This window comes from Actinokineospora terrae (assembly GCF_900111175.1).
Classification (GTDB): Bacteria; Actinomycetota; Actinomycetes; order Mycobacteriales; family Pseudonocardiaceae; genus Actinokineospora; species Actinokineospora terrae.
This window is the reverse complement of record NZ_FOGI01000012.1, coordinates 222,930-247,068: the sequence shown is the minus strand read 5'-3', so window position 1 is coordinate 247,068 and position 24,139 is coordinate 222,930. Positions and strand designations below refer to the sequence as shown.

Annotated in this window: 4 protein-coding genes; all 4 read left to right on the top strand. The window is 70.6% G+C overall.

Annotated features, from left to right (window positions below; translation table 11 throughout):
- Window positions 1–34: 34 nt before the first annotated feature.
- From BMY07_RS26500 to BMY07_RS26485, 4 genes are read left to right on the top strand one after another with little or no spacing between them, the layout of a single operon-like run.
- Window positions 35–4,492 (top strand): non-ribosomal peptide synthetase, encoded by a 4,458-nt coding sequence (locus BMY07_RS26500; RefSeq protein WP_092784366.1) that lies wholly within the window; start codon window positions 35–37, stop codon window positions 4,490–4,492.
- Window positions 4,489–19,380, top strand: coding sequence for a non-ribosomal peptide synthetase (locus BMY07_RS26495; RefSeq protein WP_092784363.1), 14,892 nt, complete (start codon window positions 4,489–4,491; stop codon window positions 19,378–19,380). The genes BMY07_RS26500 and BMY07_RS26495 overlap by 4 nt, the downstream gene beginning before the upstream one ends.
- Complete coding sequence (locus BMY07_RS26490; RefSeq protein ID WP_092784360.1) at window positions 19,377–23,048, top strand: non-ribosomal peptide synthetase; 3,672 nt, start codon at window positions 19,377–19,379, stop codon at window positions 23,046–23,048. The genes BMY07_RS26495 and BMY07_RS26490 overlap by 4 nt, the downstream gene beginning before the upstream one ends.
- Entirely contained in the window at window positions 23,045–24,139 is a 1,095-nt protein-coding gene (locus tag BMY07_RS26485; RefSeq protein WP_092784357.1) for an ABC transporter substrate-binding protein, read from the top strand. The genes BMY07_RS26490 and BMY07_RS26485 overlap by 4 nt, the downstream gene beginning before the upstream one ends.

Below are 24,139 nucleotides of genomic sequence, written 5' to 3'. Positions count from 1 at the left end.
ACCAGCCCGACCCGACCACGAGAGGCACCCGTCCGTGAGCACCGAGCCCCCCAGCCCCGACCGCGCCGCCCTGCGCCGTGACCTGCTGCGCAGGCGGCTGGCCGAACGGGGCCTCGCCGAGACGCCCACCGCGGCCGCGGTCGGGTCCGGCGGCGAGCACCCGCTCTCGCCCGGTCAGCGCCGGATGTGGTCGCTGCAGCAGTTGGACCCCGCCTCGGTCGGCTACAACATCCGCATCGCGCTCGACCTGGTGGGGGCGGTCGACCCCGAGCGGCTGCACGCGGTGGTGCGGGACGTGGTGGCGCGGCACGACATCCTGCGCACCACCTACCGCATGGGTGCCGACGGTGAGGTCACCCAGGTCGTGCACGCCGAGTTGCCGCCCGCGCTCGACCACCACGACGTGAGCGACCCCGCCCGGGTCGACGAGCTGTGCCGGTCGCTGTCGGCGAAGGCGTTCGACCTCGCGGTGGACTCGCCGCTGCGGGTCAGGACCGTCGCGACCGCGCCGGACGCGCTCACCGTGGTCGTCGTCGCGCACCACATCGCCTGGGACGACGGCACCTCCGCGGTGTTCTTCGGCGAGCTGATGACCGCCTACCGGCGCGGCGCCCTGCCACCCGCCCGCCAGTTCACCGAGATCGCCCCAACCGCCCCCGCCGCGGCCGTCGACCACTGGGTCGAGGCGCTGTCACCGCTGCCGGACCTGGTCGAGCTACCGATCCTCAGCGCCGCGGGCCCCAGCGCGGGCGGTCACGACCAGTCCAGGCCTCTTATCCCCGGTGCCGCCGGGCGAGTCCGCGAGTTGGCTCGCCGCGAGGGCGCGTCCACGTTCATGGTGTTGCTGGCCGCCACATCGGCGTTGCTGCACCGCTACACCGGTGCCGACGATCTGCTGATCGGCGCCCCTGTGGTCAACCGCGACATCGACGGCGGCGACGCGGTCATCGGATACCTCGGCAACACCATCGCGCTGCGCATGCGCGTTGACGCTGCCGACACCTTCACCTCGCTGGTCGCGCAAGCCCGGCGGGTCTGCCTCGCCGGGTACGCCCACCAGGACGCGGACCTCGATGACGTTGCCCGCGCCGTTGACCCTGACCGGACTCGCGGCGGCGCCAGCCTGTTCAACGTCGTGCTGTCGCTGCGGACCCCCGTTCTAGAGCCGTTCCGCGCCGCCGGACTGCGCGCGGCCCGTAGGCACGTACCCAGCGATGACGCCCGGTTCGACCTGACGCTCGCCGTTGAGACTGACGGCGACGACATAACCATCGAGGCCAACCACCCCGCGGCCGCCGGTGCCGTCGAACTCGTCGCGGGCCTACTTGCCCACCTGGACCGGCTGCTCGACAGCGCACTGTCCACACCGGACGTCCCGGTCGGCGACATCGACCTGCACGACGGCACCGAGCCGGACTGGAACGCCACCGCCGTCCCGGCCACGACCACGCTGCTGCCGGACTGGTTCACCGCGCGGGCCGCGCTGACCCCCGGCGTCCTCGCGGTGCTGGCGGGCGGCGAGCAGATCACCTACCGCGACCTCGACGAGCGCTCGAACCGCCTCGCCCGCGTCCTGATCGCGCGCGGCATCGGCCCCGAGAGCACCGTCGCGCTGTCCATCCCGCGCTCGGTGGCCATGGTCGTCGCCGTGCTCGCGGTGGCGAAGGCGGGCGCGGCCTACGTGCCGGTCGACCCCGAGTACCCCGCTGACCGTGTCCGGCTCATGCTGGAGGACTCCGCGCCCGGCCTCGTGCTGACCGTCACCGACGCGTTGCCCGCGGGCCCTGGTCGCCTCTTGCTCGACACCCTCGACCTGTCCGGTGAGTCCGCGGCGCCCATCAGCGATACCGACCGCATCCTGCCGTTAGACCCCGATCACGCCGCCTACGTCATCTACACCTCTGGTTCGACCGGTAAGCCCAAGGGGGTCGTTGTCTCCCACCGCGCGTTGAGCAACCACCTCGCGTGGTCGCTGCGCCGGTTCAAGGGTCTTACCGGGCACACGCTGCTGCACTCGTCGATCTCCTTCGACTTCACGGTGACCCCGCTGCTGGGCACGCTGGTGGCCGGTGGGGCCGTGGAACTGTGCGCGGACTCGCCGGACGCCATCGCCGAGGCCGTGGGCACCGCGACCTTCCTCAAGATCACCCCGAGCCACCTGCCGCTGCTGGCCTCGGTGCGGCTCGCCGAGCGCGGCACCCTGGTGATCGCCGGAGAGGCGCTGCACGGGGCGGCACTGGCGGGCTGGACCGCGCCCGCCGACGTCGATGTGATCAACGAGTACGGCCCGACCGAGACCACCGTCGGCTGCCTGCTGCACGACGTCGTCGCGCCGGTCGCCGAGGGGGCCGTTCCGATCGGGTCGCCGGTGGAGAACGCCACCTGCGTCGTGCTCGACGCACGGCTGCGGCCGGTCCCAGTGGGAGTCGTCGGTGAGCTCTACGTCGGCGGTATCCAGGTCGCGCGCGGTTACCTGGGCAGGCCCGGTTTGACCGCGTCCAGGTTCGTGGCCGACCCGTGGGGCGCGCCCGGGGCTCGTCTCTACCGCACCGGCGACCGCGTACGGCGACTCTCGTCCGGGGCACTGCAGTTCCTCGGCCGCGTAGACGACCAGGTCAAGATCCGCGGCTTCCGGGTCGAACTCGGCGAGGTAGAGGCAACGCTGCTGCGGCACCCGGAGGTCAACCAGGCCGTGGTGACCGTGCGCGAGCGCAACCTGGCCGGGTATGTCGTGGGATCCGCTGATCCGGCGTCAGTGCGCGAGTTCATCGCCGCCGAACTGCCCGAGCACATGGTCCCGGCCACGATCACGGTCCTGGACGCGTTGCCGCTGTCTCCGTCAGGCAAGGTCGACCGGCGTGCGCTACCCGCGCCGCAGGTGGCCGCGACCGAGTCCCGTCTGCCCGCCAACGAGGTCGAGCGCACGCTGGTCGAGCTGTTCGCCGAGGTGCTCGGCCACGACGCGGTCGGGGTCGACGACTCGTTCTTCGAGCTCGGCGGCGACAGCATCGTCTCCATCCGGCTGGTGCGCCGCGCCCGCCAGGCAGGCCTGAAGATCACCCCGCGGGACGTGTTCGCGCACCGCACCGTCGCCAAGCTCGCCGCCGCGGCCGAGGTCGAGCCCCGGGAGCAGGCGGTTGTCGTCGACGACGGCACCGGCGTGGTCGAGCCGACCCCGATCATGCGGACCTTCCGCGACCGCGGCCCGATCGGCGACCGGCACCGCATGTGGCTGGTGCTCGACGGTCCCGACCTGGACCGGCAGCGGCTCGAACGGGCCGTGCGGGTCCTGGTGGACCGGCACGACTCGCTGCGCGCCATCACCGACCCCGACCTGCGGTTCCGGCCGGTCGGCGCGGTCTCGGCGGCGGCCGTGGTGCGGCGGGCCGAGGGTGGGCTCGACGAGGAGCTGGAGCGCGCGGCCGCCGAACTGTCGCTTGTGGACGGTGTGGTGCTGCGCGTGGTGTGGTTCCCGCGCCGCGTGCTGGTCGTGGCGCACCACCTGGTGGTCGACGGCGTGTCGCTGCGGGTGTTCGCCGAGGACCTGGGCGCGGCGTGGCGGTCCGGGCAGCTCCCGCCGGTGCGCACCTCGTTCCGCACCTGGTCGCGTGGCCTGGTCGACGCCGCCGAGGCCCGCTCGGGTGAGGTCCCGCTGTGGCGGTCGGTGCTCGACGGGCCGAACGCGGCCCTCGGGGCGCGCCGGCCGGACGCGGCCATCGACACCTGGTCCACGGTCCGCACCCACACGGTGACGCTGGACTCCGCGTCGACCGAGGCCGTGCTGACCGAGGTACCCGCCGCGTTCTTCGCCGGGGTCGACGACGTGCTGTTGGCCGCGTTCGGTCTGGCTGTCGCCGACTGGTCCGGGCAGCGCTCGACCCTGGTGCTGCGCGAAGGCCACGGCCGCGAGGAGCAGGTGGTGCCGGGCGCGGACCTGTCGCGCACACTCGGGTGGTTCACCAGTCAGCACCCCGCACGACTCGACCTGACCGGTATCGACGTCACGCAGGCGTTCGCCGGGGGTGCCGCGGCCGGTGCGGCGGTGAAGCGGGTCAAGGAGCACCTGCGGTCGCTACCGGACCACGGCATCGGCTACGGCATCTTGCGCCACCTGCACCCCGAACTCGACGTGCACCCGCAGCTGGGCTTCAACTACCTGGGCCGGTTTGAGTCATCCGACCAGGATTGGACTCTTGCCCCAGGCGGCATCGGTGCCGCTTACGCGGACGACATGGCGCTACCGGCTGGTCTTGTGGTCAACGCCGTCACTGAAGACGGCCCCACGCTGACCGCGCACTGGATGTACGCGGCCGAGTTGTTCACCGCCGAGCAGGTGGCCGCTCTGGCCGAGCGTTGGATCGCCGCGCTCAAGGCGCTGGTCACACACGCGAAGGGACCGGGCGCCGGTGGCCGGACCCCGTCCGATGTCGGCTTGGTGTCGTTGAACCAGGGGCAGCTCGACGCCCTAGAGGCAAGGTGGAAGCGTTCGTGAGCTCGATCGAGGACATCCTCCCGCTGTCCCCGCTGCAATCGGGGATGCTCTTCCACTCCACTGTGGACGAGTCGACGCAGGACGTCTACCTCGCCCAGTTGGTGCTGGACCTCGGCGGTCCACTCGACGCGGCGCGGATGCGGGCCGCGGTGCATGGGCTGACCAAGAGGCACTCGGCGTTGCGCAGCGCGTTCGTGCGCGATGTCGGCGACCCGATCCAGGTAGTCCTAGCCGAGGTCGAGGTGCCGTGGGTCGAGGTAAACCTAACTGGCGCTGACGGCGAGCATCGTGCGGATGAGCTGCTCGCGACCGACCGCGCTACCCGGTTCGATCTCGACCAGCCGCCGCTCATCCGCGTGATGCTGCTGCGGTTCGCCGCCGACCGGCACCGGCTCGTGCTGACCAACCACCACCTGGTGATGGACGGCTGGTCCACACCGCTGCTGATGCGCGACCTGTTCGCCCTCTACGCGGGGGAGACCCTGCCCGAGGCGCGTCCGTTCCGCGACCACCTGGCGTGGCTGGCCAACCGGGACAAGGCAGAGTCACTCGCCGCGTGGAAGAACGCACTCGGCGATGTCGACACGTCCACCTTGCTCGTACCGGCCGCCGTCAACGCTGACGCCGTCCTGCCGAGTGAAGTGGTCCTCGACATCCCCGGCCTTACCGCGTTCGCACGAGCGCAAGGGGTCACGACCAACACTGTAGTCCAGGCAGCGTGGGGAATCCTCGCGAGCAGGTTGACCGGCCGCGACGACGTCATCTTCGGTGCCACCGTCGCCGGTAGGCCTGCCGACCTGCCCGGCGTCGAGTCCATGGTGGGCCTGTTCATCAACACCATCCCCGTGCGGCTGCGGCTGAACCCGGCGGAGACCGTGACCGCCCTGCTCGCCCGCGTCCAGGACGAGCAGGCCGAGCTGCTCGACCACCAGCACGTCGGCCTCGCCGAGGTCCAGCGCGCCATCGGCTCCGGGGTCGGCGAGCTGTTCGACAGCCTGGTGGTGTTCGAGTCGTTCCCGTTCGACACCGGCGCCATCGACGCCGCCGTCGCCTCGACCGGGCTGCGGGTCACCTCGACCAGCCGCCCGATCTCCACGCACTACCCGCTCACGCTGATGGTGATGCCCGGCGGCGACACGCTCGAGTTCACCCTCAAGTACCGGCCCGACCTCGTGACCGACCCCGAGGGCTTGCTCGGCAGACTGCGCGACCTGCTCGCCGAGATCGTCGCCCGCCCGACCGCGCGCGTCGCCGCTCTGGGCCGGGTCGCCGTCGAACCGGTTCCCGCGATCCCCGCCGTGGAGACGCCAGAGTCCACGCTCGTCGACCTCTTCGCCGCGCAGGTAGCCCGCACGCCGGACGCGCCCGCCGTCAAGTTCCAGGACGACACCCTCACCTACGCCGAACTCGACGCCCGAGCCAATGCCCTCGCGGCACGGCTAACGGTCTCACCTGAAGACCTCGTCGCGGTTCTCCTACCGCGCTCCGCTGACCTTGCCGTCGCCGCGCTCGCCGTGGTGAAAGCAGGCGCGGGATACCTGCCGATCGACCCCGGCTACCCGGACGAGCGCATCCGAGCCACGCTCGCCGATGCCGCCCCGGTCGCGGTGATCACCACCCTCGACCTCGACGTGGACCTACCGGTCCTGCACCCGACACAGCCCGACGCGCCCGCGGTGACGAGCGGCATCACCCCGGACAACACCGCGTACGTCATCTACACCTCGGGGTCGACCGGTGCGCCGAAGGGCGTCGTGGTCACCCACCGGGACGTGGTCACGCTGCTGTCCGCCGCCCAGCCGCGGTTCGGCTTCGGCCCGGACGACGTGTGGACGCTGTTCCACTCGTTCGCGTTCGACTTCTCGGTGTGGGAGCTGTGGGGTCCGCTGGTGACCGGCGGCACGCTGGTCGTGGTCCCGCACGAGGTCAGCCGCTCCCCGGAGGACTTCCGCGACCTGCTCGTCGCGCACGGCGTCACCGTCCTCAACCAGACCCCGTCCGCGTTCTACCAGCTGGCGGCGGTCGAGCGCCGGGGCTTCGCGCCGCGCGTGGTCATCTTCGGCGGTGAGGCGCTCGACCCGACCCGACTCGCGGGCTGGCCCGGGACGCGCCTGGTCAACATGTACGGCATCACCGAGACGACCGTGCACGTCACCTTCCGCGAGTTGGACTCAACCGCCGCAGGCAGCGTTATCGGCCTCGGGCTACCTGGTCTGACCGTGCATGTCCTCGACAGTTCGCTTGCGCCAGTGCCGGTAGGTGTACCGGGGGAGATGTATGTCGGTGGTGGGCAACTCGCTCGCGGTTACCTGGGCCAGCCCGCGCTTACCGCGTCCAGGTTCGTGGCGGACCCGTTCAGCGCACCGGGAAGCAGGCTCTACCGCAGCGGCGACCTGGCTCGCTGGACCGAGTCCGGTGAGCTGGAGTACCTGGGTCGCGCTGACGACCAGGTCAAGATCCGCGGCTTCCGCATCGAGGTAGGCGAGACCGAGGCCGTTCTCGCTACCGCGCCCGGCGTGACCCACGCCGCCGTTGTCGCCCGCACTGACGGTCCGTCCGGCGCGCACCTGGCCGCTTACGTCGTCGGCACCTCTCACATCGACGCGATCCGTGAACACCTGCGGGCACGGCTACCTGAGCACATGCTGCCCGCCGGGTTCGTAGTGCTCGACGCGCTCCCGTTGACCGGTAACGGAAAGCTCGACCGGCGCGCGCTGCCGCCGCTGGACTTCGGCACGGACACGGGCCGATCCGCGTCCACCGACACCGAGCGCCTGCTGGCCGACCTGTTCGCGCAGGTCCTCGGCCGGGACACCGTTGGCGTCGACCAGTCGTTCTTCGAACTGGGCGGCGACAGCATCATCTCCATCCAGCTCGTCGGCCGCGCCCGGGCCGCAGGCGTCGTGCTCTCACCCCGCCAGGTCTTCGAGCTGCGCACGGTCGCCGAGTTGGCCGCCGCCATCGACCAGGCCGCCGACCAGACCGAGCCGCCCCAGCCGGCGGCGGCTGACGGCGCGGGTGCGGTCAACCCGACCCCGATCATGCGCACCTTCCTGGCCAGGGGCGGGCCGTTCGAGCGCTTCTCCCAGGCCGTGCTGGTCCCGGTCCCGGCGGGCGCCACCCGGTCCACCGTGGTCGGCGCGCTCCAGACGCTGCTGGACCACCACGACATGCTGCGGGCCCGATCGGTCCTCGGGGACGACCACGAGCTGACCGTCGCCCCGGTCGGCTCGGTGGACGCCGAGCCGCTGGTCCACCGGGTCGAGCGCGCCGACGACCCCGACCTGCTGCGCCGCGAGCACGCCGCCGCCGTCGCCCGCCTCGACCGCGCGGGCGGCCTGCTGGCCCAGCTGACCTGGTTCGACCCCGGGTTCGCGTTGCTGACCTGCCACCACGTGGCGACCGACGGCTACTCCTGCCGGATCCTCGCCGACGACCTCGCTGCCGCGCTGCGCGGCGAGGACCTGCCGCCAGTGGTCACCTCGTTCCGCGCCTGGGCCGACCGGCTCCCGGCCGTCGCCGACGCGCGGCGCGCCGAGCTGCCGCTGTGGCGGGCGATCGTGGACGGCCCGGACCCGGTCCTGGGTGTCCGCAGGCTCGACCTGGCGGTCGACACCAGGGAGACCGTCCGCGAGGTCACCGCGTCGCTACCGGTCGCGGCCACGGATGCCCTGCTCACCACCGTTCCCGCCGCGTTCCACACCGGCCCGGGCGAGGTCCTGATGGCCGCCTTCGGGCGGGCCGTGGCGGCGTGGCGCGGGACCGGGGAGCTCTCGACGTTGATCACCGTCGAGGCGCACGGCCGCGAACAGCACGTCGTCGACGGCGCGGACCTCTCCCGCACGGTCGGCTGGTTCACCACCCAGTACCCGGTCCGCCTCGACGCCACCGGCGACCTCGCCGCGACCGTCAAGCGGGTCAAGCAGCACCTCGCCGACCTGCCCGACCGGGGCGTCGGCCACGGCCTGCTGCGGCACTTCACCGACTCCGGCCTGGACGCCTTCCCCGAGCCGCAGATCCTCTTCAACTACATCGGCCGAGTCGCGCCGCCCGCCGACGACCCGCTCGGGTTCGCCCGGATCGGGTTCGGCGGAGTCGCTCCGGCGGCTGACCCCGGCCTACCTGCGGCCGCGGCGCTGGTGGTCAACGCGGTCATCCCCGATGGCGCGGGCCTAGAGATCCAGTTGCGCTACCCGGCCGGCCTGTTCGACGAGAACGAGGTTGCCCGGCTGGCCAACCTGTGGGCGGCAGAGCTAACCGCCCTCGCCTCATACCGTGGACAGGGTGGGCGCACGCCGTCCGACCTGCCTCTGGTGCAGGCGTCGCAGGCGGATGTCGAGCTGTGGGAGGAGCGCTTCCCCGGGCTGAGCGACGTGCTGCCCTTGTCGCCGTTGCAGCAGGGTCTGCTGTTCCACGCGAACTACGACGCCGACGCGGTCGACTTCTACTCGGTGCAACTGGTCGTCGACCTCGACGGCGCCGTTGACGTAGACCGGCTCCGCGCCGCCGCAGCGGCTCTTGTCGCCCGGCATCCCGTGCTGCGGACCGCGTTCAGCGACGAGACGACGACACCTGCCCAGGTTGTCCTGGGCGAGGTCACACCCACGCTGACCGTGCTCGACCTGACCGCTGAGGCCTACGAGGAGTTCCTGGAGGCCGACCGACGAGCCCGGTTCGACCTCACGCGGCCGCCTCTGGTCCGGCTGACCTTGGTGCGACTCGGAGATCGTGACCACCGGCTCGTAGTCACCAATCACCACCTAGTGCTCGACGGCTGGTCGACGCCTCTAGTGGTCCGAGACCTGTTCGCCCTCTACGAGAATCGCGCACTGGCAGCCCCGCCGCGCCCGTACCGCGACTTCCTGGCCTGGTTGACCCGCCGCGACCACGACGCCTCCCTTGCCGCGTGGGCGAATGTCTTCGAAGGCGTCGATGAGCCCACCTTGCTCGTCAGCGCCGACCTCCGAGACGCCTCGGTACTACCGGCTGAGGTAGTCGACGTCATCTCGCCCGAGCTGACCGCGCGTCTGACGCAGGTAGCACGAGCGCAGGGAGTCACGCTCAACACGCTGCTGTCCGCCGCCTGGGGCGTAGTGCTCGGCGCGTTGACCGGTCGTGACGACGTCGTGTTCGGTCTGGCCGTATCGGGGCGCCCGCCGGAGCTGACGGGCGTGGAGGCCATGGTCGGCCTGTTCATCAACACCGTGCCCGTGCGGGTCCAGTGGTCCCCGGGCGACCCGGTGGCGGCCGTGCTGACCCGCCTGCACGACGCGCGCACCAGCGTCCTGGACCACGAGCACGTCGGACTCAGCGACATCCAGGCCCTGACCCCCGTGACCGGCAGGCTGTTCGACACGCTGATGGTCTTCGAGACCTTCCCGCTCGACACCGCGGACCTGCTCGACCCGGCCCGCTCCGGCGGGCTCACCGCGCAGGTCGGCTGGTCGCGCGGCTACACGCACTACCCGATGACTCTCATGCTGATGCCGGACGGCGACCTGCTGCGGATCAAGCTGGAGTACCGCACCGACGTCTTCGAGCGCGACGCCGTCGCCCAGGTCCTCGGCCGGGTGCTCGCCGTGCTGGCCGCCTTCGCCGACGACCCGGGCACCGAGCTGTCCCGAGTGGACGTCCTCGGCGCCGCCGAGCGGGACCGCGTGCTGGCCTGGTCCGGCACGGACCTGCCGGCACGAGCCATCACCGTGCCCGACCTCGTCGCTGAACAGGCGCCGGACGCGGTCGCCGTCGTGTGCGGGGACTCGTCGCTGACCTTCGCCGAGCTGGGCGAGCGGTCCGACCGGCTGGCCGCGCACCTGGCGTCGTTGGGAGTCAAGCAAGAGACACCGGTCGCGCTGCTCTTACCCCGGTCGACCGACGTGGTCGTGGCGATGCTGGCCGTGTGGAAGGCAGGTGGCGTTACCGTCCCGCTGGACCCGAACTACCCAGCGGACCGCGTCGCCTCCGTTCTGGCCGAGGCCGCCCCGGTCGCGGTGATCACCCATCGCGGGCTTGCCGATAGTCCTGCCGTCTTCGCTGACGAACCCGGGACGTGGACGGGACAAGGGCAGCCGCAGGGTCCCGCCGGGCCGGATTCCGCTGCCTACATCGTTTTCACCTCTGGTTCAACCGGTAGGCCTAAGGGCGTGGTGGCGACTCACCGGGGCGTGGTGAACCTGACCGCCGCGCACAGGCGGGCGTTCATCGACCCCGCGGGGGAGCGGCTAGGGCGGCCGGTGCGCGCGCTCAACGTGCTCTCGTTCGCCTTCGACGGCTCGGTCGACCCGCTGCTGTGGCTGTTCTCCGGCCACGAACTGCACATCCTCCCGGACGAGTTGATCGGCGACCCGCAGGGAATCGTCGACCACACCCGGGCCGCCGCCATCGACTTCATCGACGCGCCGCCGTCCCTGATGGACCTGCTGATCCCCGCCGGGCTGCTCGACGGGCCGCTCAGCGTCGTCGCCACCGGCGCGGAAGCAGTCGGGAACCGGCTCTGGGAGCAGCTGGCCGAAGCCGATGTGACGGCCCTGAACCTCTATGGGCCCACGGAGTGCACGGTCGACGCGCTGTGGACCGTGGTCGACCCGGGGGTCCCGAACATTGGGCAGCCGGTCGCCAACAGCCGCGCTTACGTCCTCGACTCGGCCTTGAGGCTCGTTCCGGTAGGCGTACCGGGCGAGCTATACATCGCCGGGCCAGGGCTCGCGCGCGGCTACCTCGGCCGGGCAGGGGAGACGGCTACCCGGTTCGTCGCCAACCCCTTCGGCGAAGGACGGCTCTACCGAACCGGTGACCTGGTGCAGTGGACCCAGGCCGGCACGGTTGAGTTCCTCGGCCGGGTCGACGACCAGGTCAAGATCCGGGGCTACCGAGTTGAGCCGGGTGAAGTCGAGTCCGTCCTGAGTGGTCTACCCGGCGTCACGCAAGCCGCGGTGGTCGCGCGCGACGGCAGGCTTGTCGCCTACGTGACCGGTACCGCAGCCGCAGAGGCACTACGCGCCGAGCTGACCCGACTGCTACCCGACTACCTGGTGCCTGCCGCGATCGTGCCGCTGGAAGCGCTACCGCAGCAACCCAACGGCAAGCTGGACCGCCGGGCACTGCCCGCTCCCGACTTCTCCGGCCAGTCGAGCAGGCAGCCGGTCACCGACACCGAGCGGTTGGTCCACGACCTGTTCGCGGACCTGCTGGACGTGCCCACGGTCGGCTTGGACGACTCGTTCTTCGCCCTGGGCGGGCATTCGCTGCTCGCGGCCCGGTTGGTCGCCCGCCTCCGAGCCGAGATCGACGGACCCCTGTCGATCCGGGCCGTGTTCGACACACCCACCGCGGCCGGGCTCGCCGCGCACTTGGACACCCTCGCCGGTGGTCCGCGCCGCCCCGTGCTGCGTGCCGTGAAGCGCCCGGACCGCGTTCCACTGTCGGCCGCCCAGGCACGCTTGTGGTTCCACGACAGTCTCTACGGTCCCTCGGCGGCGTACACGATGCCATTCGCGTCACGGCTGATCGGCGCGCTGGATCTCGACGCACTACGCCTCGCATTCGACGATGTCGTTGCCCGACACGAGATCCTGCGGACGGTCCTAGAGGAACACGACGGCATCCCCTATCAGCGGGTGCTCGACGCTGTGGCTTTGCCCTTCACGGTCACCGACACAGCCGATCCCGAGAAGGACCTAGAGCGCGCCGCCGCAGTGCCGTTCCGCCTCGACACGGACATCCCGATCCGGGTGGACGTGTTCCGCGTGACCGACAACGAGCACGTGTTGCTCCTGTCGATCCACCACAGCGCCGCCGATGAGTGGTCGACCGGTCCGCTGCTGCGTGATCTCGCTATCGCCTACTCCGCTAGGAAGACCGGCAAGGCTCCCGCATGGGCGGCACTGCCTGTGCAGTACGCGGACTACACCCTCTGGCAGGAGAAGCTCCTCGGTAGCGTCACCGGAGAGCAGTTGTCGCACTGGAGCACCGTTCTCGACGGTGCGCCTGACGCGATCGCCCTGCCGGTAGACCGGCCTCGCCCGGTTACCCCTGTCGCTGGCGCTGGTCGAGTCCGCGCTGAGATCCCGGCCGACACCGTGGCCCGGTTGCGGGCGGTCCTGACCGACACCGGCGCCACTGAACTGATGGCCGCCCATGCCGCTGTGGCCGCGCTGCTGCACAAACTCGGCGGTGGCGACGACATCCCGCTTGGCGCCCTGGTCGCCGGGCGCGGTGAGCAGGCAGTAGCCGACCTCGTCGGGTTCTTCGTGAACACCGTGGTCCTGCGCGTCGACCTGTCCGGCGACCCGACCCCGCGTGAACTGCTGGCCAGGGTCCGCGCGGTCGCGTTGGCCGCCTACGCGAACGCCGACGTGCCGTTCGAGCGGGTCGTGGAAGCGGTCAACCCCGGACGTGAGCCGGGCCGCCACCCGCTGTTCCAGACCCTCGTCGACCACTGGAACCCCGATGGCGGCGCCACCGGCCTGCCCGGGCTCACCACCACCGTGGTGGACCCCGGCGCGCCCACCGCCCCGAAGTTCGACCTGGCGTTCGGCGTCACCACCGGCGCCGACGGCGCCCTGCTGGTGTCGGCGGAGTTCGCCGAGGACCTGTTCGACCGCGCCACCGTCGAGGGCCTGCTGGTCCGGCTGCGGCGGATCGTCGAGGCGATGGCCGCCGAACCGGACCTGCCGCTGTCGCGGGTGAGCGTGCTCGACGAGCGGGAACGCCACCTCGTGGTCGAGGCGTGGAACGACAACGTCGTCGAGGTCCCCGAGCACACCGCCCTGGACCTGTTCGCCGAGCAGGCGTCCGCCACTCCCGACGCCGTGGCCGTGGTGGGTGGCGGGTCGGCGACCTTCCGGGAGCTTGACGACCTGTCCGACCGGCTTGCCGCGCATCTGACATCGCTGGGGGTCGGCCCGGAAGACCGGGTCGCGGTAGTGCTACCGCGCTCGGTGAGCGTCGTGTCCGCGATGGTGGCTGTGTGGAAGACCGGTGGCGTTGTCGTCCCCGTCGACCCCACTTACCCGGCTGACCGGATCGCACTGGTGCTGGACGACGCGGACCCGATTGTTGTCATCGGCGCTGTCATTCCTGGCAGGACTGCGGTGTCGGATGACCCGGCAACGTGGACCGGTGCGGGAAGCCCTGCTGGTGTCGTTAGTGCCGACTCAGCCGCGTATCTGATCCACACCTCTGGCTCTACCGGGCGCCCCAAGGGAGTTGTCGCTACCCATCGCGGGTTGGTCAACCTCGCCTGGTCCCATCGCCGGGCGGTCATGCCGCAAGAGCGACTCCGCGTGCTCAACGCCGTGTCGTTCTCCTTCGACGCGGCGGTCGATCCGGTGTTGTGGCTGCTGTCCGGCCACGAGATGCACATCCTCGCCCAAGAGGCCATGGGCGACCCACGCGCGATCACGCAGTACGTCCACTCCGCCGGGATCGACTACGTGGACGCGCCCCCGTCACTCCTGGAGCTGCTGCTCGACGAGGGGCTGCTGGATGGGGACAACCGGCCGAAGGTAGTCGCTACCGGAGCCGAGGCAGTTGGCCCGCGCCTGTGGGAGCGGATCGCGGCTGCGGACGTGGCGGGCGTCAACTTCTACGGCCCCACCGAGGCCACGGTGGACGCTTCCTGGGCGCGGATCGAACCTGATGTCGCCCCACACATCGGCGGTCCTATCGCGAATGCCCGGCTCTACGTTCTCGACAACGCTCTATCCCCGGTTCCGCCGGGTGTGCCTGGCGAGCTTTACATCGGTGGTCCGGGCGTCGCGCGCGGCTACCACGGCAAGCCGGGGGAGACCGCTGCCCGGTTCGTGGCAAGCCCGTTCGGCGATGGTCGGCTCTACCGGACCGGCGACCTGGTGCGGTGGACGGAGTCGGGCACCGTCGAGTTCCTCGGTCGGGTCGACGACCAGGTGAAGATCCGGGGCTACCGGGTCGAGCCAGGCGAGGTCGAGGCCGCGCTTGCAGCTATCGGCGACGTGCGCCAAGCGGTCGTTGTCGCGCGCGGCGGTGCTCTTGTCGGCTATGTGACCGCGTTGCCGGGCAACGATGGTGCTGCTGTGCGGGACGCGGTGGCGTTGGTACTGCCGCAGCATCTTGTACCGTCGCGGGTCGTTGTTCTCGACGAGTTCCCGCTGCTGCCGAACGGGAAGCTGGACCGCAAGGCCCTCCCTGCCCCGGACGCAGTGGGAGGTCGTGCACCGGCTACTGCCACCGAGCAGGCTGTCGCACGCGTTTACGCGGACCTGCTCGACCGTGACCAGGTCGGCGCGGACGACTCGTTCTTCGACCTCGGCGGCCACTCACTGCTGGCCGCCAGGCTCGTGGCCAGGCTCCGGTCCGGGCACGACGCCGACCTGTCGGTGCGGGCCGTGTTCGAGGCCCCCACGGTCGCCGGACTCGCCGCGCTCGTCGACCAGGCCGCCCGGTCCCACCGGCCCGCCCTCGTGGCGCGGCCACGGCCATCACGGGTGCCGCTGTCGGCCGCCCAGGCGCGGCTGTGGTTCCTGCACAAGCTCGACGGCCCGTCCGGCACCTACAACGTGCCGTTCGCGGTCCGACTCAGCGGAGCGTTGGACGCCGAAGCGCTGCGCGCCGCCATCGGTGACGTCATCGCCCGACACGAGAGCCTGCGTACCGTCTTCCTCGAAGAGGACGGCGTGCCCAGGCAGCACATCCTCGACGAGGTAGACGCACCGTTCGCGGTTCGCGATACGACCGAGTCAGATCTACAGGTGCAGGTTCAGACTGAGGCCGACCACCCGTTCGACCTCAGTCGCGAGGTTCCGATCCGCGCGACTTTGCTTCGCCTTGGCGCTACCGACCACGCGTTCGTCCTCGTGGTCCACCACATCGCCAGCGACGAGTGGTCCACCGGCCCGCTCCTACGAGACCTCGCCGACGCCTACGCGGCCCGCCGAGCCGGGGAGGTCCCCGACTGGACGCCACTGCCGGTTCAGTACGCCGACTACACCCTCTGGCAGAACGACCTGCTCGACGGGCTCCTCGCCGACCAACTCGGCTACTGGACCCGGACGCTGGGCGAACTGCCCGAGGCCATCCCGCTGCCGACAGACCACCCACGCGTGCCGAAGGCGACCAGCCAGGGCGGCGTCGAGCGGTTCACCGTGCCCGCAAACGTTGTCGCGGGCCTGCGCGCCCTGGGACGAGAGGTGGGTGCCACCGACTTCATGGTGGTCACCGCCGCTGTCACCACGCTGCTGCACAAGCTCGGCGCGGGCACGGACATCCCGCTCGGCGCGCTCGTGGCCGGACGCGGCGATGACGCCGTCACCGACCTCGTCGGGTTCTTCGTCAACACCGTCGTTCTACGCACAGACCTCACCGGCGACCCCACCCTGCGCGACGTACTCGCGCGGGTAAGGGAAACCGCTCTGGGAGCGTTCGCCAACGCCGACGCGCCGTTCGACCGCGTCGTCGAAGCGGTAAACCCCGACCGTGCGACCGGTCGGCACCCGTTGTTCCAGACCATGGTGGACTTCCGTACAGCCGGTATCGGCGGTGCGGCCCTACCTGGCGTGAGCGCGCGCCCGGTCTCCGACGAAGCTGCCGTGACCGGTGGGGCGAAGTTCGACCTCGCGTTCAACTTCGCACCCCTGCCCGACGGTTCGTTGGACGGTTCGCTGGAGTACGACGCGAGCCTGTTCGAGCAATCCAGTGTGCAGACCCTGACCCGGCGGCTGGGCCGCGTTCTGTCCACCGCGTCGGCAGCGCCAAGGACCCCGCTGTCGAAACTGGACGTCCTGGATCCCGCCGAGCGCGAACTTCTCGTGCACGGGTGGAACGACACGGCGACCCCGGTCGCCGACGCCACCGTGCCCGCGTTGTTCGCGGATCAGGTCGCGCGGACGCCAGACGCGACCGCAGTCATCAGCGGCGACACCACGCTCACCTACTCCGAGCTGGACAGTGCCGCCAACGCCGTAGCCGCTGCCCTCACCGATAGGGGTATCGGTGGTGAGGACATCATCGGACTGCACCTGGACCGGTCACCGGAACTGATCGCGGCCATGCTCGGCGTGCAACGGATCGGGGCCGCGTTCGTACCGTTGGAACCCTCTTGGCCCGCGCAACGCGTCACCGACATCCACGGCAGTGCTCGTCTTCGCGCAGTCATCACCGAGTCCGGCATAGGGCTACCTGAGCTGGACGTGCCTGTCCTGCGGGTCGCCGACCTGCACTCGGACACCGAGGTGGTCCAGGCCCGACTACACCCGGACGGCCTCGCCTACGTCATCTACACCTCGGGCTCCACCGGTACGCCCAAGGGCGCGATGATCCTGCACAAGGCCATCGCCGCCCGCTTGCTGTGGCAGCGGGAGATGCTGGGCTTCGGCCCCGGTGACGCCGCGTTGTTCAAGGCGCCCCTCGGATTCGACATCTCCATCAACGAGATCTTCCTGCCCCTGGTCACCGGTGGCGCTGTCGTCGTGGCCGCGCCAGGCGCCGAACGGGACGTGGAGTACCTGCTAGGGCTCATCACCGACCACCGGGTCAGTTTCACCTACCTGGTCGCGTCGATGCTGGACATGCTCTTGCAGCTACCGGGCATCACCGCCGTCACCGACACGCTCAAGCACGTCTGGTGCGGGGGTGAGGCGTTGACCCCGGAGCTGTTCGACCGGTTCCGCCGCACCCTCGACGCCACGATGTACCACGGCTACGGCCCTGCCGAGGCCACCATCGGCGTCAGCCACGAGTTTTACCGGGGCGACGCGGTCCGGCGCGGCATCAGCATCGGCCGCCCCAACCCCAACACCCGCATCCACGTCCTCGACGCCGCGCTCAACCCGGTCCCGGCAGGCGTCCAGGGCGAGCTCTACACCGGCGGCCTGCCGCTGGGCCGCGGTTACATCGGCGACCCGGCCCAGACCGCCAGCCGGTTCGTGGCCGACCCGTGGACCCCCGGCGCCCGGCTCTACCGCACCGGCGACCTCGCGCGCTGGACCGCCGAGGGCACCCTGGAGTTCCTCGGCCGGGTCGACCACCAGGTCAAGATCCGCGGCATGCGGGTCGAGCTCCAGGAGATCGAGGCCGCTCTAGCCGCCCACGACGCCGTGCGGCAAGCCGTCGTCGTCACCGTGCGCGGACCCAGTGGCGCTACCCAACTCGCTGCCTACTGCACCGGGATCAGCCTCGACAGTGACGTCCTACGCGGCTGGTTGGGCGAACGGCTACCCGAGCACATGGTTCCGCCTACGATCCAGGTGCTCGACGCGATCCCGGTAACCCCCTCGGGCAAGGTCGACCGCAGGGCACTACCCGCGCCGGACTTCACCGCGAGCACCCGGAAGCCCGTCACCGCTGTCGAGGAACTCGTCTGCTCGCTGTTCGCCGAGGTACTGGGCCTGCCCAGGGTCGGTGTCGACGACTCGTTCTTCGCGCTCGGCGGCGACAGCATCGTGTCGCTGCAACTCGTCGCGAAGGCCAGGGCGGCGGGCCTGGTGATTTCCCCGCGCGACGTGTTCGACAGCCGCACGGCGGGGGACCTCGCCCGGCTCGTAGCGGATCGCGCGCCGGAGACGATCAAGGAATCGACCGTCGACGCCGTGGGGGAAGTGCCGCTGACGCCTGTCATGCGCGCCGTCTTGGCACGAGACGGACTGAGGCGCCGATACGCCCAAGCAGCGGTGGTCGAGGCACCTGCCAACCTGGACCCCTCAGCGCTCACCACGGCTGTTGCCGCCGTCATGCGTCACCACGACGCGCTGCGAGCTGTCATTTTCCCTGACGGCGACAGTTGGCGCTATGTGGTGCCGCCCGCCGGTAGCGGTGACGGCGTCGTCCGAGCCGGTCGAGGCGATGTCCGTGCCGAACTGGACGCCGCTGCGGACCGACTCGACCCGGCAACAGGTGTCCTGCTCCAGGTGGTCTGGTTCCAGGACGTCATCGGCATCGTCGTGCACCACCTCGCCGTTGACGGTGTCTCCTGGCGAATCCTCTTGCCCGACCTGGCCGACGCCTACGAGGACGCGGCCGCAGGTCGCCCAACAGAACTGGCACCGGTTGGGACCTCGCTGCGAGCTTGGGCCACCGGCCTGGCTTCCGCGAACAGGGAGTCCGAAGTGGACTACTGGCGCTCGGTCGTCCAAGGCGAGAGCACCCTGTTGGGCAGCCGAACCCTTGACCCTGCCCGCGACGTGCTGTCGACAGTGCGGGACGTGCGGGTAGAGCTGTCCGTCGAGGTGTCGCGGGCAGTGCTCACCGATGTCCCCGACCTGTACTTCGCGCGGGTGGACGATGTCCTGCTTACCGCGCTGGCTGTGGCACTGCGACGCCACGGCGGCCCGACCTTGGTCGAACTGGAAGGCCACGGTCGCGAAGACGGCGTGGTCGAAGGGGCAGACCTGTCTCGCACAGTTGGCTGGTTCACCAGCACTTACCCCGTGCGGCTGACGGTCGACCACTCCGACATCGGTGACGCCCTCAAGCACGTCAAGGAGACCTTGCGCGCGATCCCCGACAAGGGCATCGGGTACGGACTGCTCCACGAACCGCCTAACCCTGCGCAGATCACCTTCAACTACCTGGGCCGCTACGGCGGCGCGGACGCTGGAGGCCCGTGGACGCAGTTGGGCGAGTACGCGGACGTAGCGGGTATCTCCGACCCCACCGCACCGGCCGCGAACACCCTGGAGATCACCGCCCTCACCGAGGACACCGCCGCCGGTCCCGTCCTGCGCGCCACCTGGTCCTACCCCGAGGGAGTCCTCACCCAGGACGAGGTCATGGCACTGGCCACCCGGTGGACCGAGGCGCTCACGGAACTGGCCGCCCAGGACCACGCGGGCGGGCACACCCCCTCGGACATGTCTCTGGTCACCATCGATCAGGCCAGCCTCGACGCGTTCGAAGAACAGTGGGGTGATCTGTGAGCCGGTCCAACATCGAGGAAGTCCTGCCCCTCGCCCCACTGCAAGAGGGCCTGCTGTTCCACGCCCTCTTGGACGACACCGACGACGTTTACACCGTGCGGACAGTGGTGGACCTAGACGGCGCCGTTGACGCTGTCCGGCTGCGAGAAGCCGCTGAGGCCCTAGTACAACGGCACGCCGTGCTGCGGACCGCGTTCGTGCAGAACGCCACCGGGGCCGTCCAGGTCGTCCTGCGGCGTGTGCGTGTGCCATGGGCCGAGGTCGACCTGCGCACGAACACCGAGCCGCCGGACGAGCCGTTCGTGCTCGACAAGCCGCCACTGATCCGGTTCCTGCTTGCCCGCACCGGCGACACCACCCACCGGCTCGTCATCACCAGCCACCACATCCTGCTCGATGGCTGGTCCGGCCCGCTGCTGCTGCGCGACCTGTTCGCCCTCTATAGCGGGACCCCACTACCGCGCGTTCGCCCCTACCGAGACTTCCTGGCCTGGTTGTCCAAACGAGACAAGGCAACCGGACTCAAGGCATGGGCGGATCTTCTCGACGGGGTCACCGAACCGACCCTGACAGCGCTGCCTGCGACAGGTAGGCCGCAAAGGCTGGAACTGGTCGAACCCGAGGACTTGAGCGCGGCAGTCACCGAGTTGGCGCGTCGCGCGGGCGTCACCGTCAGCACAGTCCTTCACGCCGCCTGGGGCATCCTGGTAGGCAGCCTTACCGGACGCGACGACGTCGTCTTCGGTGCCACGGTGTCCGGTAGGCCTGCCGACCTGTCCGGCGTCGACTCCATGGTGGGCCTGTTCATCAACACCATCCCTGTGCGAGTCAGGCTCAACCCCTGGACCGAGATCCCAGACCTGCTGCGGCAACTCCACCGCGCGCAGACGTCCGTGCTCGACCACCACCACCTCAACCTCGGCGAGATCCAGGCCGCGGTAGGGGTAGGGGACCTGTTCGACACCCTCGTCGTCGTCGAGACCTACCCCGTGGACGACACCGCTATCGACACGGTCCGCGAGGCGATGGACGTGCGCGCCACCGGCGTCGACACCGACGACGCCACGCACTACCCGCTTACCCTCACCGCCGAGCCCGGCGCACACCTCACCCTGGGCCTGGAACACCGCCTGGATGGCGACCACGCCGCCAGCATCGGCGCTCTCCTGCTCTCCGCCCTGCGCGACCTGACGCGGGTCGACTACGTAGGCGAGGTCAACCACCCGCCCGCACCACCCCGCCCGCGCGTCGAACCACGCACGACGACCCTGCTCGACCTTTTCGCCGAGCACGCCGACTCGGACGAGCCTGCCGTCGCGTGCGGTGAGGTGTCCCTGACCTTCCGCGAGTTGGACGCCCAGTCGACCAACCTCGCGAGGTACCTCGTATCCCAAGGTGTCGACGAAGAGGACCGCGTCGCGGTAGTGCTACCGCGCTCGGTTGACGTCATCGTGTCGATGTTCGCCGTCTGGAAGGCAGGCGCGGTCGTTGTCCCCGTCGACCCGGCCTACCCCGCAGACCGGATCGCCGCGACCCTTGCCGCCGCGCGCCCGGTAGTGGTCATCGACAACACGACACCTCCGGCGTCGGACTCGCGCGGTTGGCTGCCTGGTCCGGTAAGCCCGGACTCCGCTGCTTACATCGTCTTCACCTCTGGCTCGACAGGCCGACCCAAGGGCGTTGTCGCTACCCACGGGGGAGTGGCCAACCTCGCCCTTGCACACCGCGCCGCGTTCATCGTTCAACCCCGCCGGTTCCGCGCCCTCAACCTGCTCTCGTTCGCGTTCGACGGCTCCGTGGACCCACTGCTGTGGCTCTTCGCGGGCCATACCGTCCACGTCCTGCCCGACCACCTCATGGGCGACTCACCCGGCATCGTCGACTACTGCACGCACCACAGCATCGACTTCGTGGACGCGCCACCGTCCCTGCTTGAGCTTCTAGTCGCGGACGGGCTCCTCGACGCCGGCATCTCCGTCATCGCTACCGGCGCCGAAGCAGTCAGCCCACGCCTATGGAACGACCTAGCCGCGTTCGACGGCCTAGCCCTCAACCTGTACGGCCCCACCGAGTGCACAGTTGACGCCACCTGGGCAGTAGTCACTCCCGGACAACCACATATCGGTAAGCCCATCACGGGTGCCGACGCCGTTGTACTCGACTCGGCTCTACGCCCGGTCGCGATCGGTGTCCCCGGTGAGCTCTACATGGCAGGTGCCGGTGTCGCGCGCGGGTACGACGACCGACCCGGAGAGACCGCGACCCGCTTCATCGCGGACCCCTACGGCACCGGCGACCGCCTCTACCGCACCGGCGACCTGGTCCGCCGGACCGCCGAGGGCACCCTGGAGTTCCTCGGCCGCGCCGACGACCAGGTCAAGATCCGGGGCCACCGCGTCGAACCCGGCGAGGTCGAGGCCGCCCTGCTGACCCACCCCACCGTCCGCCAGGCCGCCGTCATCGCCAGGACCGACGCGGGCGTCACCCGGCTCGTCGGCTACGTGACCCCCGCCGACGCCGACCCGGCCGACCTCCGCGCGGCCCTCGCCAGGACCCTGCCCGACCACCTCGTGCCCGCCGCCATCGTCGCCATCGACACCTTCCCCGCGACCCCCAACGGCAAGCTCGACCGCCGCGCCCTGCCCGCGCCCCAGTACGCGGCCACGGCCGCCCGCGCCCCCCGCACCCGCGCCGAACGCGTCCTGTGCGACCTCTACGCCGAACTGCTCGGCCTGCCCGAGGTCGGTGTCGACGACTCGTTCTTCGCCCACGGCGGCCACTCCCTGCTCGCCGCCCGCCTCATCTCCCGGATCCGCGCCGACCTCGACGCCACACCCGGACTGCGCGCCGTGTTCGACGCCCCCACCCCGGCCGCGCTCGCTGCCCGCTTGGATGCGACCGACCAAGACACCGCGTACGAACCGCTGCTCCCACTGAGGCCCGTAGGCACTGCCGCGCCGCTCTTCTGCGTACACCCCGGCCTCGGTCTCAGCTGGTCTTACACCGGGCTCCTCGCCCACATCGACCCCGACATCCCTGTCTACGGCCTCCAGGCCACCGGTTTCACCGAGCCCGTGACCGTGGACGAGGTGGCCGACCGCTACGCCGAGCTGATCACCGCCGCCGCGCCCACCGGACCGGTCCGCCTGCTCGGCTGGTCCCTCGGCGCCGTCCTCGCCCACGCCATCGCCTGCAGGCTCGACCGGGTCACCGCCCTGGTCCTGCTCGACGGCTACCCGGGCGGCGACGAGCCGGGAGAACCGGGCGGCGAGTCCCGCTTCCTGCACGAATGGCTCCAGCGCGCGGGTTACCTCGTCGACGACATCGACCCGGACACCATGACCCCTGACCGTGCCGCCGAACTCGCCGACACCGGACTCCTTACCGGCCTCGGCGCCGACCGCATCAGCGCGCTCGCCACCAGCATGCGCGCTGTCGCGAACGTTGACACCACCGTCAAACCCGACCTCTACGTCGGCGACGCCCTCTTAGTGCGAGCAACCCCGGGCGGGGACCCCACCTCGTGGGAGCCCTACATCGCGGGGCAGCTCACCACACACACGGTCGACGTCGAACACGAGTCTTTCCTGACTTCCCACGCGCTGCGCGTGGTCGGCCCGCTCGTCGCGGCCGTGTTGAGGACCCCCACCCCCGGTGGGGACAGATGAAGCAGTCAGAACCGCAGAAAGGCACGTCCATGGTCGACCTCTCCCCGCGCCCCGCCCGGCCGTTCTCCCGCAGGCTCTTCCTGAGCGGCTCGGCCGCGGGCGCGCTGACCCTGGGCATGGCCGCCTGCGGTTCCAGCGACACCCCGACCCCGGCCACCGGCGCGAGCGGGGCCCCCACCAGCGGTGCGGCGGGCGCGGGCTTCCCGCTCACCATCGAGGGCGCCGAGGGCAAGGCCATCATCCCCAGTCAGCCCGGCCGCGTGCTCACCGTCGGGTTCATGCGCGATGTCGACGAGGCCGTCTCGCTCGGCGTCGTCCCGATCGCCATCACCCCGCAGACCAACTTCGACTCCGGCCTCGCGCCGTGGGTCGAGGCCAAGCTGGGCGGGGCCAAGGCGCCGCAGCAGATCGAGGTCGAGGACAACCTGCCGTTCGAGAAGATCACCGAGCTCGCCCCCGACCTGATCCTGGCCACCGACAGCTACACCCTGGCCGACGACTTCGCCAACCTCACCGCCATCGCCCCCACCCTGTCCTACCAGGACGACGTCGCCGAGGACACCTGGCAGACCAGGGCCAAGCGCATCGGCGCCGCGCTGGGCAAGGCCGACGCCGCCGAGAAGGCCATCGCCGACGTCGAGTCCGGGATCGCCGCGGCCAAGGACAGGAACAAGGCCGCGCTGGAGGGCAAGACCTTCACCTTCAGCCTGCTCAACGCCGAGGGTGAGCTCGCCACCGTCGTCCTGCCGACCGACGCCTCCGCGCGGTTCCTGTCCCAGCTCGGCCTCAAGCTCTCCGACCAGGTCACCAGCCTCCCGCAGGCCGGTCCCGCGGGCCGCGCGGTGGTCGCCAAGGAGAACACGAAGCTGCTCGACGCCGACGTCGTGCTGTTCTCCTTCCGCAGCGAGGACGAGCGCAAGCAGGTCGAGGGCGACCGCCTGTTCCAGGCCCTGCCCGCGGTCAAGCGCGGCGCCTACGTCGCGCTGGAGGTCGGCGAGGCGCTGTCGCTGGCGTTCCCGTCCACCCTGAGCATCCCGTTCGCGCTGGAGAAGATCGTGCCCAAGGTCGTCGCCGCCGCGACCAAGGCCTGA